We start from the raw sequence: 16075 nt of genomic DNA, 5'->3' as shown, positions 1-16075 counted from the left end.
CTCACCCAGCGGGGGCGGGGAAGGGTCCGGCGCGGCCGAGGAGGGCGGGGGCGGGTTTGCCGAGGTGGTCGCCGAGCCAGGCGCCGGTGGCCGCGACGGCCTGCGGGTCGATGCCGGTGGTGTGGCCCTCGCGGTGCAGGGCGTAGAGGAGGTCCTCGGTGGCGATGTTGCCGGTGGCGGCGGGCGCGAACGGGCAGCCGCCGAACCCGCCGGTACTGGCGTCCAGGACCGTGACGCCCTCGGCGACGGCGGCCAGCGCGTTGGCGTAGCCGGTGTTGCGGGTGTTGTGGAAGTGGAACCGCAGCGGAAGGCCGGGGGCCGCGGCGCGGACCCGGCGGGTCAGGTCGCGGACCTGCCCTGGAACGCCGACCCCGATGGTGTCGGCCAGGGCGATCTCGCGTGCTCCGGCGGCGTGGGCGCGGCGGGCCAGCTCGGCGACGCGCGCGGGCGGGGTCTGGCCCTCGAACGGGCAGCCGAACGCGGCGGCGATCGTGATCCCGCAGCGCACGCCCGCCTCGGCGGCGGCCCCGGCGATGCCCTCGAACGCGTCCATGGCGGCGTCGGTCGTGACGCCCTGGTTGCGGACGCAGAAGGTGTCGGTGGCGACGACGACCGCGTTGACCTCGTCCACGGCGGCGGCCAGGGCGCGGTCGAGGCCGCGGCGGTTGAGGACCAGGCCGATGTAGGAGACGCCCCCCGGGCGCGGGACCCCGGCCATGACCTGTTCGGCGTCGGCCATCTGGGGGACGCGTGCGGGGTGGACGAAGCTGACGGCCTCGATCCGGGTGATCCCGGCGGCGACTCCGCGCTCGATCAGCTCGATCTTCACCTCGGCGGGCAGGATCCGGTCCTCGTTCTGCAGGCCGTCCCGGGGGCCGACCTCGACGATGGTTGTATGCAACTCTCGCCTCTCATCCATGGAAGTCTTGTCTTTTGGGGAGATTAGGTCCTAAGTTGCATGCAATCCAGAGTTGAAGGAGGAATCGTGGCACGGGCTGCCGAGGTCGCGTACGCGGAGCTGCGCCGGATGATCCTGTCGGGGGACGCCGCCGCCGGGTCCCGGCTGGGCGAGGCCGAACTCGCCGAGGCGCTGGGGCTGTCGCGCACGCCGGTGCGCGAGGCGTTGCAACGGCTGGACGCCGACGGCCTGGTGGAGGTGCTGCCCCACCGGGGCGCGCGGGTGGTGCGGTGGACCACCACCGACCTGGCGGAGATCTTCGAGCTGCGGGGGCTGCTGGAGCCGTACGCGGCGGCGCGCGCCGCCCGGCGCGGCGTGCCCGCCGAGGCGGTGGCGGAACTGGAGGCGTGCTGCGCGCAGATGGAGCAGGCCGCCGCCGCACGCGACTTCCAGCACGTCGCCGAACTCAACGACCGCTTCCACGGCCGGGTGATCGACCTGTCGGGCAACCGGCGGCTGCCCGCCTTGTTGACGTCGGTGGTGCACGCGCCGCTGGTACTGGGCACCTTCCGCCGCTACGACGCCGCCGCGCTGGAGCGCAGCATGCACCACCACCGCGAGCTGGTCGCCGCGCTGCGCGCGGGCGACCCGGCCTGGGCCGAGGCGGTGATGCGCTCGCACATCCGCGCCGCCGCCGACCACCTGATCGACAGCGACCGGAAGTGAGCAGGAGCGATGTCTGAGACCCCCGTCAGCGGCACCCCCCTGGGTGATCTGCGCGTGGTGGAGATGGGCCAGTTGCTGGCCGGGCCGTTCTGCGGCCAGCTGCTCGGCGACTTCGGCGCCGAGGTCATCAAGGTCGAGCCGCCGGGCTCGGGCGACCCGATGCGCCAATGGGGACGGGAGAAGCCACACGGCCACTCGCTGTGGTGGCCGATCCTGGCCCGCAACAAGAAATCGGTCACCCTGAACCTGCGCGCCGAGGAGGGCCAGGCCCTGGCGCGGCGGCTCATCGCCGAGGCCGATGTGCTGGTGGAGAACTTCCGGCCCGGCACCCTGGAGCGCTGGGGCCTGTCCCCCGAGGCGCTGTGGGCCGACAACCCCGGCCTGATCATCACCCGCGTCACCGGGTACGGGCAGGACGGGCCGTACGCGCCGCGCGCCGGGTTCGGATCGATCGGCGAGGCGATGGGCGGCATCCGCTACGTCACCGGGGACCCCGACCGCCCGCCGTCGCGGACGGGCATCTCGCTGGGCGACGAGCTGGCCGGGACGTTCGCGGCGCTCGGCACGCTGGTGGCGCTGCACGCCCGGCGCCGCACCGGACGCGGCCAGGTCGTGGACTCGGCGCTGTACGAGGCGGTGCTGGCGATGATGGAGTCCCTGGTGCCCGAATGGGACATCGCGAGCTACCAGCGCGAACGCACCGGATCGGTGCTGCCCAACGTCGCGCCCAGCAACGTCTACCCCACCGCCGACGGCCCGGTCCTCATCGCCGCCAACCGGGACACGATCTGGCGGCGGCTGGCCGAGCTGATGGGCCGTCCCGAACTCGCCGACGACGAGCGGTACGCCACCCACGGCGCGCGCGGAGAGAACGCCGACGCGCTGGACGACCTGATCGCCGCGTGGACGGCCGGCTGGGAGTCGGGCCCGCTGCTGAAGCTGCTGCACGACAACGGCGTCCCGGCCGGGCTGACCTACCGCGCCAAGGACATGCTGGATGACCCGCACTTCAAGGCCCGCGAGGCGATCGTGCGGCTCACGCACCCGGAGTTCGGCGACTTCCCGATGCAGAACGTGTTCCCCAAACTGTCGGACACCCCGGGACGAGTGCGGACGCTGGGCCCCGAACTGGGCGAGCACAACGCCGAGGTGTACACGACGCTGCTCGGCCTGACCGAGACGGACCTGGCGGACCTGACCGCCGACGGCACCCTCTGATGGACCCCCTGGAGGCCGACTACCAGGCGGCCGGGTTCGGCGGGACGCTGCCGTTCGGGGAGCGGCCCGCCGTGCTGGTCATCGACATCGTGCGCGCCTATCTCGACCGGGAGTCGCCGCTGTACGCGGGGGTGGAGGACGCGGTCGCGGCGGCGGCGCGGCTGGTGGCGGCGGCGCGTTCCCACGGGGTGCCGGTGGTGTTCACGCGGGTGGAGTACGGGCCGGACGGGCGCGACGGCGGGCTGTTCTACCGCAAGGTTCCCGCGCTGCGCTGCTTCGACCAGGGCAACCCCCTGGGCGGCTTCCCCGCCGACCCCTCCCCCGCGCCCGGCGAGACCGTGGTGGTCAAGCAGTACGCCAGCGCGTTCTTCGGCACGAGCCTGGCGGCGACGCTGACGGCGATGCGGGTGGACACCGTGCTGCTGTGCGGGCTGTCCACCAGCGGGTGCGTGCGGGCGAGCGCGGTGGACGCGGTGCAGCACGGGTTCGCCCCCTTCGTGGTCCGCGAAGCCTGCGGGGACCGCGACCCCCGCCCGCACGAGGCGAACCTGTTCGACCTCCAGGCCAAGTACGCCGAGGTGGTGTCCCTGGAGACCGCCCTGTCCGCCCTGCCGGCGCTATCGGCCGGTTAGCAGGGCCTCGGCGTCCGGGGCCTCGGTCAGGAGACGCTCATGGGGGCCGGGCCGCAGCAGGCCGCGTTCGCGGAGGGAGCGCAGGATCGCCGCGCCGAGCGCGCCGCCGAGGTGGGGCGTTCCGGCGGTCGAGTCCAGGCAGCCGACCGCCAGGTGGCGGCGGCCGAGGTCGGGCGGGGTGACGCCGAGGCGCTCCAGTTCGGCCGCCAGGGCGGGCCCGGAGGTGAGGGGCGCCTCGGGACCGTCGCCGGGGACGAGGGCGCGGGCCGCGACGAGACGCCGGTAGAGCAGGACGCCCAGCTCCCCGGCGAGATGGTCGTAGCACAGGCGGGCGCGGGCGAACGCGGTCGGCTCCGGGTCGCGTTCCTCCTCCCCGGCCAGGGCGTCCAGGGCGCGCACGAACGCGGCGGTGCGGTCGGGGGCGGTCAGCCGGTAGACGGCGACGCGGCCGGAGCGGCGGGAGGCGACGAGCCCGGCGTCGCGCAGCACGGCCAGATGGTTGGCCAGCCGGGACGCGCTCACGGCGAGGCGGTCGGCCATGGCCCCGGCGGGCAGTTCCCGTTCCCGGGCCAGCAGGCGCAGGACGGCGAAGCGCAGCGGGTCGGCGACCACGCCCAGGATCCGCTCCCCCTTGACAACACGAGCGTCACTCATACTTCATTGTTGCATGAATAATGACAGCAGGCGAGTCGTACGGCGGTTGCTGCTGGGCAGCGGGATCAACGGGCTGGGCGGCGGTGTCTGGTTCACCGTCTGGGCGCTCTACCTCACCCGCGACCTGGGCATTCCGCCGGGCCGGGCCGGGCTGGCGCTGCTCGTGGCGGGGGCGGTCGGGCTGGCGCTGGCGGTGCCGGTGGGCGCGGTCGCCGACCGGTACGGGGCGCGGCGCGTGCTGGTCGTGCTGTACCTGGTGCGGGGCGGGGCGGCGCTGGCGTTCCTGCTGGTACGGGACCTGCCGAGCCTGGTGGTGGCGGCCGCGCTGTTCGACGGCGCGCAGATCGTCGGGATGGGCGTGCAGGGCGCGCTGGTCGCCGGCCTGTTCGAGGGCGGGGAGCGGGTGCGGGTACTGGCGCTGAACCGGGCGGTCGTGCACGCCACCAACGCGCTCGGCGCGGCGATCGGGGCGGTGGTGCTGACGATCGACCAGCACTGGGCCTACGCGACCGCCATCGCGTTCAACGCCGTCACGTTCGTGGTCGCCGCCCTCACGCTGCGGGGCATGCCCGAGGCCCCGACCGTGGAACGTTCCGCGCGGTGGGCGGGGCTGCGCGGCGAGGCGGTCCGCGACCTGCCCTACATCGCGGTGATGGCGCCGGTGGCGGGGCTGACCCTGTGCTGGGCGATGCTGTCGGCGGGGGTGCCGCTGTGGGTGTCGGAGCGCACCGACGCGCCGCCCGCCGTGGCGGCCGTGGCCGTGGTGATCAGCGCGGTGTTCATCGCGGTGCTCCAGACCCCCGTCAGCGTGCGCGTGCGGACCGTCTCCCAGGGCGCGCGGGCCGCGACGTGGGCGGGCGGGCTGCTGGCGGCGAGCTGCCTGGTGCTGGTCGGCGCGCCATGGCTGGGCGCGGCCGTCGTTCTGGCGGCGGTGGTGGTGCACGTGGCCGGGGAGCTGCTGTTCACGGCGGGCCAGTGGCAGTTGTCGATGGAGCTGATGCGCGAGGACCGCAAGGGCGAGTACCAGGGCCTGAACGCGGCGCTGACCGGCGTGGTGATGACGTTCGCCCCCGCGCTCGTCACGGCCCTGGTCGGCGGGCTGGCGGCGGTGGGATGGGTGGTGCTGGCGCTGGTGTTCGCGGCGTGCGCCGCGCCGGTGGTGCCGCTGGCGCGGTGGGCCGAGCGGACGCGGCCGGCCGAGGCCGTGTCAGTCCGCGAGCAGGCGGCGCGCTGAGCGGACGACCGGCTCGTCCACCAGCGGGCCGTCGCCGCCCAGGCAGACACCGGTGCCGTCGGCCGCCGCCTCGTAGCGGGCCAGCAGGTCGCGGGCGCGCGCCAGCTCGTCGGGGGTGGGGGTGAAGACCTCGTTGACGACGGGGAGCTGGGCCGCCCCCTCCAACCACTTCACCCACCCGGCGATCGACTGCGCGCTGGCGCTGCGGGACGGCGGCCTCGACCCCGGCGACATCGCCGCGATCGAGCTGGGACATGCTCGCGCCGACGCTGCGGACCGTGGCCAAGCCGCGGGAGGAGAAGGCGCGGCCGCGCACGCCCTACCACGCGAAGTTCTCCGGGCCGTTCACCTTCACCGAGGAGACGCTGCGCGACCCCGCGCGGCTGGCGCTGGCGGCGAAGGTGGCGTGCGTCGCCGACGAGCGCGCCGGGGCGCTCTTCCCGACCGCGTTCGCGGCCGTCCTGCGGGCGCGGACCCGTGGCGGCGCGACGCTGGAGCATCGGGTCGGCTCCTCCCGGGGCGGGCCGGGTGCCCTCTGACGCGTGTGGAGCCGCTCATCAGGTTCCGCCTCAACGCCGCCCGGGTGCTCCCCGGCGGCCGGGCGGCGGAGCTGGTGTGGGCTCGGCTCCCTGCCGCGCGTGGGCGTGCCGGCGGCATTGGCGCGCGGGCCCGAATGAGTTGTGCGGGAGGAAGTTTGGAAAGGTTTCCCGTGGATATGCTCGTCAGGTTACCGAGGAAACGGAAGGGACGCGGCAAGCGCCGACGCGTCACCCAGGTCACCCCGAACGGGCGTTCGGAAAACGTGTTCCACCAGGATGCGCGGCGCTTTAAACAGTGCTTGACAAAGGGACTCGATCAACTTTGTCCTTCGACAAGTAGCGCGCCTTCCTGAACAAACCCTGAATGCTTCCGGACCACCTTTCCCTCCCTCCTGGACATCCAGTCCAGGAGAGGTCGCGGATTCTAGCGCAAGCAGCGACACAGAGCCAGAAAGTGGCCCGATCCGGACGCCACACTTTACGCAATCCTTGCCATCTTCTCCTGGCGGCCACGCTCCGTCAACTGTCCGTAACGCCCCGACCTGCGTCTTTACTGGCGGTACGAGAACGAGGAAGGGAGAACCTCGCCGAAAATCAGTGACCGGTGACGGCGCCGGCGCGTTTGACGTTTACTGCAAGATCCATCACTCTGAATGCCGCCCCCTCGACTCAGCCCGGTTAAGGCGGCAAAAAGATGATCTCCAAATCCCCTGAGAAGCCCCCACCCACCCCGCTTTCCCGGGGTCGCCCCGCCTTTTCGCTCTCCCCTCCGAGAACGATACGGAACGAGCCTCGGGAAGGCAGAATGATCCGAGTTGTGATCGCCGAACGCCTCCATCTTTTCCGCAGCGGCCTGGTGGCCCTGCTCGCCGGGGAGCCCGGCCTGGCCGTCGCGGAGGCGGCGGACTCGGGCGCGGCGCTGGTGGCCGCCTGCCGCCACCACCGCCCCGACGTCGCGCTCGTGGGGACCGAGCTGCCCGACATGCCCGGCGTCGACGCGGTGCGGGCGGTGCTCCGGACCGAGCGCCGGTGCGGGGTCGTCGTCGTGGCCGACCGGCCCCGGCCCGGCGAGCTGCGCGCCGCCGTCGACGGCGGCGCGCTCGGCTTCGTCCTGCGCGACTCCTCCCCCACCGACCTGGTGGACGTCATCCACCGGGTCGCGCGGGGCGAGCACGCCGTGGACGGCAGGCTGGCGCTCGCCGAGCTGGCCGCCGCCCGCAACCCCCTGACCCCGCGCGAACGCGACGTGCTGGCGGCGGTGGCCGAGGGCGCCACGGTCGGCGAGATCGCCGGGCAGCTCTGCCTGTCGACCGGCACCGTCCGCAACTACGTGGCCCGCGTGCAGGCCAAGCTCGGCGCGCGCACCCGCGTCGAGGCGGTCAGCATCGCGCGCGAGCACGGCTGGCTGCCGTACGGCGCGCGCGACGGATCGGGCCGCTACCCGCTGAACCGCTGACCCGGGGCGGCCCGCTCGGCCACCGGGCCGGGCGGGCCGCCCGCCGGGGCCGGCCCGGCCCGCAGGCCGGTGTGCGCGGCGGCGAAGGCGAGCAGGTCGGCGGCCAGGTCCAGGCCGCGCGCGGCGGAGCGGGCGCCGTGCCCGACGCGTTCCTCATGGCGCAGCAGGACCGGCCGCGTCCCGGCGGTGGCCCACTGCATGGCCGCGCACGTCTTGCGCGCGTGCAGCGGATCGACGCGGGTGTCCCCGCCGAACGTCGCGAACAGCACGGCCGGGTAGTCGGTTCCGGACCGGACCCGGTGGTAGGGCGAGTAGCCGTACAGGCACGCGAACTGCCCGGGGTCGGTGACGGTGCCGTACTCCTCGCGCCAGGCCGCGCCCATCCCGGAACGCTCGTAGCGGACCATGTCCAGCAGCGGCGCGACGCAGACGGCGGCGGCGAACAGGTCGGGCCGCCGGGTGACGGCGGCCCCCACCAGCAGCCCGCCGTTGGACTCGCCCCAGACCGCCAGCCGGTCGGGGGTCGTCCAGCCGTCGTCGACCAGCGCGCGGGCGGCGGCCAGGAAGTCGTCGAACACGTCCTGCTTGCGGTCCAGGGTCCCGGCGCGGTGGGAGTGCAGGCCGTCCTCGCCGCCGCCGCGCAGATGCGCGATGGCGAGGACGCCGCCCGCCTCCACCCAGGCCAGCGCGTCGGCGGCGTAGGACGGCACGAGCGGCATGCCGAAGCCGCCGTAGCCGTAGAGGATCGTGGGACGCGGCCCCCGGTCGCCGGGGCGGTCGATCACGGTCATCCGCACCGGGGTGCCGTCGGCGGAGACGGCGACGGCCTGGCGGGTCCGCACCGGCGGGACGGTGAGATGGCCGGGCGGCGCGGCCCACGGCGTCGTCTCGCCGGTGCGCGCGTCGTAGCGCCAGACGGTCGGCGGGGTCGCGACGTCGGTGTAGGTGAACCACGCCTCGTGGCCGCCGCCCGGCCGGGTCGACAGCGCGCCGACGGTGCCCCGGCCGGGCAGCGGCACCTCGGCGAGCCGCTCGCCGGCGGCGGCGTCGTGGACGGCGAGCTCCCCGGCGGCGTCGCGCAGGCGCGCCACCAGCAGGACGGGGCGGCCCGGCTCGGGGCCGTCGAGGAGCGCGACGTCCGCCAGGACGGCGGCCGGGTCCTCGGGGAGCAGCTCGGTCCACCGGCCTGGGTCGGCGGGGTCGGCGACGCACAGCCGCACGCGCGGCGCGTCCAGGTCGGTGACCACCAGCATCCGCCCGTCATGGCCCACCAGCGGCACGGCGCGGGCGGCGTGGCCGCGCAGCACCGGCCGGAAGCGGGGCTCGGCGGGGTCGCCGTGCGCCAGGTCGGCCAGCCACACGTCGTTGCGCGGCGCGGTGCCCGGCGACGCCGACAGCGCCAGCCACCGCCCGTCGTGGCTGATCCCCAGGCCGTAGCCGACGGCGGGGTCGTCGCCGGCGGTGAACACGACCGGGTCGCTGTCGGCCGGGGCGCCGAAGCGGTGCAGGTGGACGCGGCGGGCACCGTCCGGCCCGGTGGCGCGCACGTAGTAGAAGCCCGCGCCGTCGGGCAGCCACGCGACCGGCGAGTAGCGGCAGCGGTCGATGGGGCCGTCCACGACCGCGCCGGTCGCCACGTCCAGGACGCGCAGCTCGGCCTCCTCGGTGCCGCCGGTGGAGATCTGGTAGGCCAGCAGCCGCCCGGTCGGGTCGGGGTGCCAGGCGTCCAGGGTCGTCAGGCCGGACGGGTCGAGCGTTCCGGGGTCGAGCAGCACCCGTTCGGGGCCCGCGCCGAGGGCGGTGTGGAGGACGGGATGCTCCCTGCCGGGCGCGCGGCGGGTGTGGAAGCGCCGGTCGCCCCGCCAGACGGGGGCCTCGACGTCGCCGGTGTCGGCGAGGGCGGCGCAGCGGTCGCGGAACCACGCCCGCGAGGTCAGGGTGTCGGCGTGGCCGCGCCACAGCTCGTCCTGGGCGGCGAGCCAGGACCGGGTGCGCTGTCCGCCGGGGTCCTCCAGCCACCGGTAGGGGTCGGGGACGCGCTGCCCGTGCAGCAGGTCGGCGACGGGTTCGCGGTCGGCGGGCGGGTATCTCATGGGACGGCCTCCGGTCGGGGGTCGCGGTCCGGGGGCCGCCAGCGGCCCACCAGCTCGGCGTACGGCGGTGCGGTGCGGACGAGCTCCTCGTGGGTGCCCAGCCAGACGCGGTCACCGTCCATCAGCAGGACGCGCCGGGCGCGCAGGGCCGAGCTGATGCGGTGCGCGACGACCACGAGGGTGCCGCCGCGCCGGGCGAACGCGGCCTCGGCGCGGGCCTCGGCGGCCGGGTCGAGATGGCAGGTCGCCTCGTCCAGGACGGTCAGCCCGGCGGGGGCGAGCCAGGCGCGGGCCAGGGCGATCTGCTGCCGCTCCCCCGCCGACAGCGTCCGGGGGTCCAGCCGCGCGTGCGGGCCGCCGAGCCGTTCGACCAGGGCGTCGGCGCCGACGGCGGCGACCGCCTCCCGCACCCGGTCGGGCGGGGCGTCGGCGAGGTAGCACAGGTTCTCCCGCACGGTGCCCTCGAACACGTACGCCTCCTGCGGGATCAGCACGCGCGCCGCGCGGGGCAGCCGGTCGGCGGGGACGCCGCCGACGGTGACCTCGCCGGACCGCGGCGTGAGCATCCCGGTGACGAGCGCGGCCAGCGTGGACTTGCCGATCCCGCTGGGGCCGACCACCGCCAGGTGGTCGCCGGCGGGGATCGTCAGATCGAGGCGGTCGATGACGGGCGCGGCGTGCGGGCCGTAGGCGGCGGTCACCCCGCGCAGCCGCACGGTCGTGTCGGACGGTGCGGGCAGCCGGGGCGGGGTCGGCCCCGGTGGCGGGGCCGTCTCCAGGACGCGGTCCAGGGCGACGGCGAGGCGGACGGCGCTGACGCCGAGCCCCTCGACGAACCCGCGGAACGCCGGGATCAGCGACTGGGTGACGCACGCCAGCGCGCCCACGACCACGCCGGGGCCCGCCCCGTTCCGCAGCAGCCAGGGCGCGGCGGCCAGCAGCAGCACCACCGGCAGCCATCCGCCCAGCGACAGCGCGGCGGTGCGCAGCGCGGTCACCCGGGCCAGCGCGCGGCCCTCGCCGGCCTGCGCGGCGACGCGGCGGGCGACGGCCGCGCCGACCCGGTCCTCCGCGCCGCAGGCGACGATGTCGCGCAGCCCGGCGGCCAGCTCCCCGGTGGCGGCGGCGGTGCGCTCGTCGGCCAGCAGGTAGGCGCGCTGGCGGCGGGCCAGGGCGGGCAGCGACAGCAGGAACAGCGCCAGCCCCGCCAGGAACGGCGGCGCCACCGCCAGCAGCGTCGGCGGAGCCAGCGCCAGCAGCCCCAGCACGACGCTGACCACGGTGAACACGAACGACCGCACGACCGTCACCACGGCCGCCAGCGCGTCGCGGGCCAGCTCCACCTGGAGTCCGGCGCGGGCGACCGCCGCGGCGTCGGGCGGACGTCCCCCGCCGGTCGAGCGGTGCAGCGCGCCGGTCACGACGCGGGTCAGCAGCAGGTCCCGGAACGGCTCCACCAGCTCCGCGACGGTGAGGATCACCTGCCGGGCGCCGACCGCCGCCGCCAGCCACACCGCGCCGAGCAGCGCCAGCCACGCGGCCCCGGTCCCCGGCCGCCCGGCGGCGAAGCCGTCCTCGATCGCCCGCGCGATGGCGACCGCGACCGCGAACGCCGGAGCCGCCTCCACCGCCGACCAGGCGACCAGACGCACCAGCAGACGCGGCTCGCCCAGCAACGTACGAACGACCAGCGACGCGACGGGCCCGCTCACGCCTTCCCCTCCGAACCGTCCGGGCACTCCGGAACGGCTGAGGACCCGCGGCCGGACACAGGCGCCGGGACATCCAGAAATTCCGAACCGACCGAACCCTCCCAACTAACCGAAGACCCCGGACCGGCCGAAGACCCCGGACCGGCCGAAGGCTCCGAGGCGGCCGGAGCCTGCGCGGCGACCGGAGACTCGGGGACAGCCGAAGCCCGCGCGGCGATCGAAGGCTCCGGCACAGCCGAAGACCCCGGGATGGTCGAAGACCCCGGGATGGTCGAAGACCCCGAGACGGTCGAAGAGTTCGGGGTGGTCGGGGATTTCGGGGTGGTCGGGGGTTCTGGGGTGGTCGGGGGTTCTGGGGTGGGTTGGAACAGGGATCGGTAGGCGGGGTCCTGCCACAGGTCCTCGTGGCGGCCTCGGGCGCGGATGTGGCCGTCGTCCAGCCAGATGACCTCGTCGGCGCGGCGGACCGTGGTGAGGCGGTGCGCGACGACCAGGCGGGTGCGGCGTTCGGGGCCGCCGGTCAGGGCGTCGGTGACCCGTTGCTCGGTGACGGTGTCGAGGCTGGAGGTGGCGTCGTCCAGCACCAGGAGCCGTTCGCCCTGGGCGATGGCGCGGGCCAGGCCGAGGCGCTGGCGTTCGCCGCCCGACATCGGCGCGGCCTCCAGCGGGGTGGCGTGGCCGTCGGGCAGGCCGCGCACGAACGCGTCGGCGGCGGCGGCCGCGACGGCGCGCCGGACCGCCGCGGGGTCGGGGGCGGGCAGGCCGAGGGCGACGGCGTCGCCGACGGTGTCGCCGACCAGGACGGGGCGTTCGAAGGCGTAGCCGACGGCGCGGCGCAGTTCGGCGCGCGACAGTTCGGGCAGGGGCGTGCCGTCCAGCAGGACCGTGCCCCGCTCGGGGTCGGCCAGGCGCCCGGCCAGCGCCGCCAGCAGGGACTTGCCGGTTCCCGACCGGCCCACCACCGCCGTCGCCGAGCCGCCCCGCACCACCAGGTCCAGGTCACGCAGCCCGCCCCCGCCGGCCGCGGTCGCGGTGACGCCCCGGAACTCCAGGGTGCCCGGCCCGGCGGGCAGGCGGCGGGCGCCGTGGGGGGTGGGGCGCGACGCTAGGGTCTCGGCGATGCGGGCCGCCGCCGAACGGGCCCGCGCCAGCCGCCCCACCTGGCCCAGCGCCGCCGACAGGCCCGCGCCGAGGACGGCGTAGCGGGCGGCCGCGTACAGCTCCCCCACGGTCAGGTGCCCGGTGGCCAGGCGCCATCCGCCGACGCCGAGCACGACCACCTCCAGCAGCGGGACGGCCAGGCCGACCCGGACCCCGGCGCGGGCGTTGGCGCGCCACAGCGCCATCCCCTGCTCGCGCAGCCGGGGCAGCGGCTCCAGCACCCGCCGGACCTCCGCCGGGGCGGTCCCGGCCGCCGCGACGGTGCGGGCCCCGGCGAGCGCGCCGGTGAGCCGGTCGGCGATGACGCCCAGGGTGGCCTGGTAGCCGCCCGCCAGCGCGGTGGTGTCGCGCAGGAACGCGCGCAGCGCCACGGTGATCAGCAGCAGGCCGAGGACGAGCGCGGCGGGCAGCCACGGGTCGAGCAGCGCCAGCGCGACCAGGGCCCCCACGGTGGGGACCAGCAGCGCGGCGGCGGAGATGACCGCCTCGGGCGCGTGGCCCGCCTCCTCGGCGTTCATGCCGACGCGGGTGACCAGGTCGCCGTCGCCGAACCGGCGGGTGACGGCCGGTCCCGCGCCCAGCACCCGCCGCACGACCCGTTCGCGCAGCCGCGCCGAGGCGCGCGCGCCGGTGGCGCCTCCCGCCCAGGCCCCGAGCGTCTCGGCCACCACCACGCCCGCCACCAGCAGCGCGCACGCCGCGAGCCAGCCGCTCCGGGCGGGCGTTCCCGCGACGAGCGCGTCGATCGCGCGGCCCAGCGCGTACGGGAGCGCCAGTTGCAGTGCGGCCCCGCCGAGCACGGCCGCCGCGAGCGCGACCGGCCAGGGGCCGCCGTCCCGCAGGGTCCGCGCGACCAGCCGGTCCGCCTCGCGCATCGGATGCTCCTTTCCGGGGTGTGGACGGGCCCCGAACGTCCGTCTGGACGTCCGGGGCCCGGTCGTGCTGGGCGGTCAGACCGCCGTCGGGGTCGGCTCAGTGGCAGAGCGCGACGCTCAGGTTGCTCGGCTTGGTGGAGCCGCACGTGGCCGCGGTCAGGCTGGAGCCGCCGCTGGCGCCGCCGGAGGCGGCGGGGGCCTTGAGGCCCTGCAGGTCGAGAAGCGCCATGGTGGGGGGTTCACCTCCTCCCTCTGTCGGTCCTGGGCTGGGCGGAACCGTCCGGCGTGTCGCCGGGCGGCCCGATGAGGGGGAGGGAGGGGCGGCGCTCGTCGAGCGCCGCCCCGAGCGCCAGCAGCACCCCGGCGGTCCCGGTGGCCAGGTCCATCGACAGCCGCAGCAGCTGGTCGCCGGTGAACGCCAGGCCGCCGCCGTAGGGCAGCGCGTGCCAGCGCAGGCCGCGTACGTGCGCGGCGAGCAGCGGACCGGGTCCCTCCGGGCCGGTCCGCCCGTGGTGGGCCAGCGCGGCGATGATGCCGGCGCGGCCGGTGAACAGGCCCGACTGCACGAAGTACCGGGACCGGGTGACCAGGTCCAGGTCGTGGCGGGCCTTCTCGAGCTCGGGGTCGGGGCGGTGGTCCAGGTAGCGGTCGAGGACGAGGGAGATGCCGACCGATCCCTCGTCGAGGTAGGGCAGCAGCCGCCAGTCCTGGTTGACCTGGAGCGAACCGTCGTCGGCGTGCTTGCAGCGGCGCAGGTCCTGGCGGAGGGCGTCGGCGGCGCGGTCCAGCAGGGCGGTGTCGCCGGTGCGTTCGTAGGCGTGCAGGAACAGCAGCGCCGTGCCGCTGGAGCCGTGCATGAGCCCGGCGCGCGGGTGGTCGCCGCCGCTGATGTCGGGGACGTCGTCGGGTCCGCCGAGCCGTTCGGCGCACAGTTCCACGGCGCGGTCGGCGGCCTCGGCGAGCGCGGTCTCGCCGGTGGCGCGGTGCAGGTGCGCCAGGTTCAGGCCGACGCCCGCCAGGCCGGAGAACAGGTTCGTGCCGAGCCGTTCCCAGTCCTCGCGCAGGCAGATGTCGGCGACGTCGAGCGCGTCCTGGCGGCGGCCCAGGCGTTCCAGCGCGTAGGCGGTGCCGTGCAGGCCGTCGTAGAAGCCGAGGGGCGTGCCCGGCGCGGGTTGCAGGGCGCGTTTGGCGAGCCATTCCTCATGGTCGGGGCGGGGGTCGGCGCCGGTCTCGGCCAGCGCGTACAGGACCCCGGCCGCGCCGGTGGCCATGTTGATCCCGCCGCCGTCGTCGAACTGGGCGACGTCGCCGGGGAACAGGCGGTCGTCGCGTTCGGGGGTGGCGGCGGCCAGGATCGCGCGGTGCAGGGCGTCGCGGACCTCCGGCCAGGGGGCCTCGCCGGGGAGCGGCGGGGCGGTGACCGGCGCCGGGTCGGGTTCGGGGTCGGGGCCGAGGATGGTGGCGCACGCCTCGTCGAGGAACGCGCGCGGCACCGGGAACGTCTCGGCGACCAGGTCGGCGATCTGCCGGACGCGGGGGCGGTGCAGCAGCAGGGTGACGGTGGTCATGGGGGCGAACAGGCCGAGCCGCAGGCAGGCCAGCGCGTACTCGTCCACGGCGGTGCCGGTGCGGTCGGCCGGGGCGAAGAAGGCGGGGTTGGCGAGGGTGGCGCGGCCCCCGTCGGCGGCGAGCATGGCCACCTCGAAGTCGATGAGGCAGATCCGGCCCGACGGGGTGAGCAGGATGTTGTTGGGATGCAGGTCGCCGAAGACGACGCCGCGTCCGTGCAGCGTGCGCACCGCGTCCTCGACGGCGGCGACCGTCTCCAGCGCCCAGTCGGTGTACTCGGCGATGGTCGTCTCGTCGCAGGTGGCGCTGGTCAGCGGGTAGCGGCTGACCAGCCGGTTCTGCAACGGGACGCCGTCGACGAACTCCTCGACGAGGAACTCGTGCTCGCCCAGGGTGAAGTGGTCGAGCAGGGCGGGCACCGCGTCCAGCCCGGCGAGCCGCCGCAGGATGTCGCGTTCGTGCCGCAGCCGGGTGACGGCGTCGCGTCCCGCCGCGTCCAGTCCCGCGTGCGGCCGGGCCTCCTTGAGCACCACCCGGGAGCCGCTCCTGCTGTGGCGGCCCAGGTAGACGCCGCCGCCGTTGGAGAAGTGCAGGACGCTCTCGATCTCGTAGGGCAGGCCCTCGACGGTGACGGCGTTGCGGGCCGCCAGGTGCGGTTCGAGGAAGGCGGGCAGCGGCACCCACTCGGGGGTGGCGAAGGTGGCCCCGCGCACGTCGGGGACCAGCTCGCCGTCGGCGTTCTCGATGGCCAGGACGAGCTCGCCGTCCTTTCCGACGCATTTGCGTTCGGCGAATCCCCCGTATCTGACGAAAAGCGGTCCGTCGTCGTATCTGAGATCGCTCAGAATGTACGGTCCCTGGACTCCGTCGAGAAGTTCGTCGAGTTCCGTCAGGGTCGTTTCGAGTTCTTTCTCGTCGCGCGGGTAGAGGGTGGCGAGTTTCCCGCTGGCGCCGCGTGAGGCGGTCTTGGCGTTGCGCATCAGAAGGGTCGCCTGGCCGCGCAGGTACTTGAAGGCGATGCCGCGTTCGACGCAGTAGTCCCACATCACGCCCAGGGCGCGCTCGGCGTCCTCCAGCCGCGCCGAGATGTGGATCTTCCAGCCCTGGGCGGGGAGGGGCGTTTCCCCGACGGGCCCGTAGTACATCCACACATCGGATTCGTGCCTTTCCCAGCCGTCCGGGAGGGGGCGGGAGACGAGCGAGAAGTCCGAGGCCTCGTTCTGCTGCCGGCCGAGCACGTCGTAGAAAAGTCGATCGGCGAGACAGTAGGGCTCGTACCGGTCCATCCCGCTCCTTTCGTCGGCCACC

The 16075-nt window shown here is 75.4% G+C and carries 14 protein-coding genes; 6 read left to right on the top strand and 8 right to left on the bottom strand.

Annotation, left to right across the window (positions count from 1 at the left end):
* Window position 1 precedes the first annotated feature (1 nt).
* Entirely contained in the window at window positions 2–919 is a 918-nt protein-coding gene (locus tag HNR61_RS42205; protein ID WP_182848760.1) for a hydroxymethylglutaryl-CoA lyase, read from the bottom strand.
* A gap of 66 nt (window positions 920–985) precedes the next feature.
* Between HNR61_RS42205 and HNR61_RS42200 the strand changes: the two genes are divergently transcribed.
* Genes HNR61_RS42200 through HNR61_RS42190 form a run of 3 tightly spaced genes read left to right on the top strand, consistent with a single transcriptional unit; the run spans window position 986 to window position 3474 of the window.
* Entirely contained in the window at window positions 986–1624 is a 639-nt protein-coding gene (locus HNR61_RS42200; RefSeq protein ID WP_182848759.1) for a GntR family transcriptional regulator, read from the top strand.
* A 9-nt stretch (window positions 1625–1633) separates the two neighbouring features.
* Window positions 1634–2842 (top strand): CaiB/BaiF CoA transferase family protein, encoded by a 1209-nt coding sequence (locus HNR61_RS42195; protein ID WP_182848758.1) that lies wholly within the window; start codon window positions 1634–1636, stop codon window positions 2840–2842.
* Window positions 2842–3474, top strand: coding sequence for an isochorismatase family protein (locus HNR61_RS42190; protein ID WP_182848757.1), 633 nt, complete (start codon window positions 2842–2844; stop codon window positions 3472–3474). The genes HNR61_RS42195 and HNR61_RS42190 overlap by 1 nt, the downstream gene beginning before the upstream one ends.
* Here HNR61_RS42190 and HNR61_RS42185 read toward each other — a convergent pair.
* Window positions 3460–4128 carry an ArsR/SmtB family transcription factor gene (locus HNR61_RS42185; protein ID WP_182848756.1) on the bottom strand — a complete coding sequence of 223 codons (669 nt, stop codon included), beginning with the start codon at window positions 4126–4128 and terminating at the stop codon, window positions 3460–3462. The two genes, HNR61_RS42190 and HNR61_RS42185, sit on opposite strands and share 15 nt — an antisense overlap.
* Window positions 4129–4141: 13 nt before the next feature.
* On the opposite strand from HNR61_RS42185, the gene HNR61_RS42180 reads away from it, so the two are divergent.
* Window positions 4142–5362 carry an MFS transporter gene (locus HNR61_RS42180; protein ID WP_182848755.1) on the top strand — a complete coding sequence of 407 codons (1221 nt, stop codon included), beginning with the start codon at window positions 4142–4144 and terminating at the stop codon, window positions 5360–5362.
* On the opposite strand, the gene HNR61_RS42175 is transcribed toward HNR61_RS42180, so the two are convergent.
* Window positions 5336–5536, bottom strand: coding sequence for a hypothetical protein (locus HNR61_RS42175; protein ID WP_182848754.1), 201 nt, complete (start codon window positions 5534–5536; stop codon window positions 5336–5338). The genes HNR61_RS42180 and HNR61_RS42175 overlap by 27 nt on opposite strands.
* A gap of 80 nt (window positions 5537–5616) precedes the next feature.
* Between HNR61_RS42175 and HNR61_RS42170 the strand changes: the two genes are divergently transcribed.
* Window positions 5617–5901 (top strand): hypothetical protein, encoded by a 285-nt coding sequence (locus tag HNR61_RS42170; RefSeq protein WP_182848753.1) that lies wholly within the window; start codon window positions 5617–5619, stop codon window positions 5899–5901.
* Between the two features lie 805 nt (window positions 5902–6706).
* Window positions 6707–7357 carry a response regulator transcription factor gene (locus tag HNR61_RS42165; protein ID WP_182848752.1) on the top strand — a complete coding sequence of 217 codons (651 nt, stop codon included), beginning with the start codon at window positions 6707–6709 and terminating at the stop codon, window positions 7355–7357.
* On the opposite strand, the gene HNR61_RS42160 is transcribed toward HNR61_RS42165, so the two are convergent.
* The 5 genes from HNR61_RS42160 to lanKC form a co-directional block, all read right to left on the bottom strand.
* The gene (locus HNR61_RS42160; protein WP_182848751.1) at window positions 7339–9450 is read right to left on the bottom strand and encodes a prolyl oligopeptidase family serine peptidase; all 2112 of its coding nucleotides are present in this window, start codon (window positions 9448–9450) and stop codon (window positions 7339–7341) included. The two genes, HNR61_RS42165 and HNR61_RS42160, sit on opposite strands and share 19 nt — an antisense overlap.
* On the bottom strand, window positions 9447–11162 hold the full coding sequence (locus HNR61_RS42155) for an ATP-binding cassette domain-containing protein (RefSeq protein WP_182848750.1): 1716 nt from the start codon (window positions 11160–11162) through the stop codon (window positions 9447–9449). The genes HNR61_RS42160 and HNR61_RS42155 overlap by 4 nt, the downstream gene beginning before the upstream one ends.
* The gene (locus HNR61_RS42150) at window positions 11159–13198 is read right to left on the bottom strand and encodes an ATP-binding cassette domain-containing protein (RefSeq protein ID WP_182848749.1); all 2040 of its coding nucleotides are present in this window, start codon (window positions 13196–13198) and stop codon (window positions 11159–11161) included. Before HNR61_RS42150 ends, HNR61_RS42155 begins: the two co-directional genes overlap by 4 nt.
* 97 nt (window positions 13199–13295) lie before the next feature.
* Window positions 13296–13427, bottom strand: a complete 132-nt coding sequence (locus HNR61_RS42145; RefSeq protein ID WP_182848748.1) for a SapB/AmfS family lanthipeptide — start codon at window positions 13425–13427, stop codon at window positions 13296–13298.
* Between the two features lie 10 nt (window positions 13428–13437).
* Entirely contained in the window at window positions 13438–16053 is a 2616-nt protein-coding gene (gene lanKC / locus HNR61_RS42140) for a class III lanthionine synthetase LanKC (RefSeq protein WP_182848747.1), read from the bottom strand.
* Between the last annotated feature and the right edge of the window lie 22 nt (window positions 16054–16075).

This window comes from Actinomadura kijaniata, assembly GCF_014138665.1.
In the GTDB taxonomy this organism is placed as follows: Bacteria; Actinomycetota; Actinomycetes; order Streptosporangiales; family Streptosporangiaceae; genus Spirillospora; species Spirillospora kijaniata.
Note: the sequence above shows the minus strand (reverse complement) of the source record. Positions and strands in the feature narration are given on the sequence as shown.

Bases quoted from the DNA above. Each gene is read 5' to 3' on its own strand.
- HNR61_RS42165 (WP_182848752.1), top strand. From the start codon at position 6,707: ATGATCCGAGTTGTGATCGCCGAACGCCTCCATCTTTTCCGCAGCGGC.
- HNR61_RS42180 (WP_182848755.1), top strand. From the start codon at position 4,142: ATGAATAATGACAGCAGGCGAGTCGTACGGCGGTTGCTGCTGGGCAGC.
- HNR61_RS42160 (WP_182848751.1), bottom strand. From the start codon at position 9,450: ATGAGATACCCGCCCGCCGACCGCGAACCCGTCGCCGACCTGCTGCAC.
- HNR61_RS42190 (WP_182848757.1), top strand. From the start codon at position 2,842: ATGGACCCCCTGGAGGCCGACTACCAGGCGGCCGGGTTCGGCGGGACG.
- HNR61_RS42195 (WP_182848758.1), top strand. From the start codon at position 1,634: ATGTCTGAGACCCCCGTCAGCGGCACCCCCCTGGGTGATCTGCGCGTG.
- HNR61_RS42185 (WP_182848756.1), bottom strand. From the start codon at position 4,128: ATGAGTGACGCTCGTGTTGTCAAGGGGGAGCGGATCCTGGGCGTGGTC.
- HNR61_RS42205 (WP_182848760.1), bottom strand. From the start codon at position 919: ATGGATGAGAGGCGAGAGTTGCATACAACCATCGTCGAGGTCGGCCCC.
- HNR61_RS42170 (WP_182848753.1), top strand. From the start codon at position 5,617: ATGCTCGCGCCGACGCTGCGGACCGTGGCCAAGCCGCGGGAGGAGAAG.
- HNR61_RS42150 (WP_182848749.1), bottom strand. From the start codon at position 13,198: ATGCGCGAGGCGGACCGGCTGGTCGCGCGGACCCTGCGGGACGGCGGC.
- HNR61_RS42145 (WP_182848748.1), bottom strand. From the start codon at position 13,427: ATGGCGCTTCTCGACCTGCAGGGCCTCAAGGCCCCCGCCGCCTCCGGC.
- lanKC (WP_182848747.1), bottom strand. From the start codon at position 16,053: ATGGACCGGTACGAGCCCTACTGTCTCGCCGATCGACTTTTCTACGAC.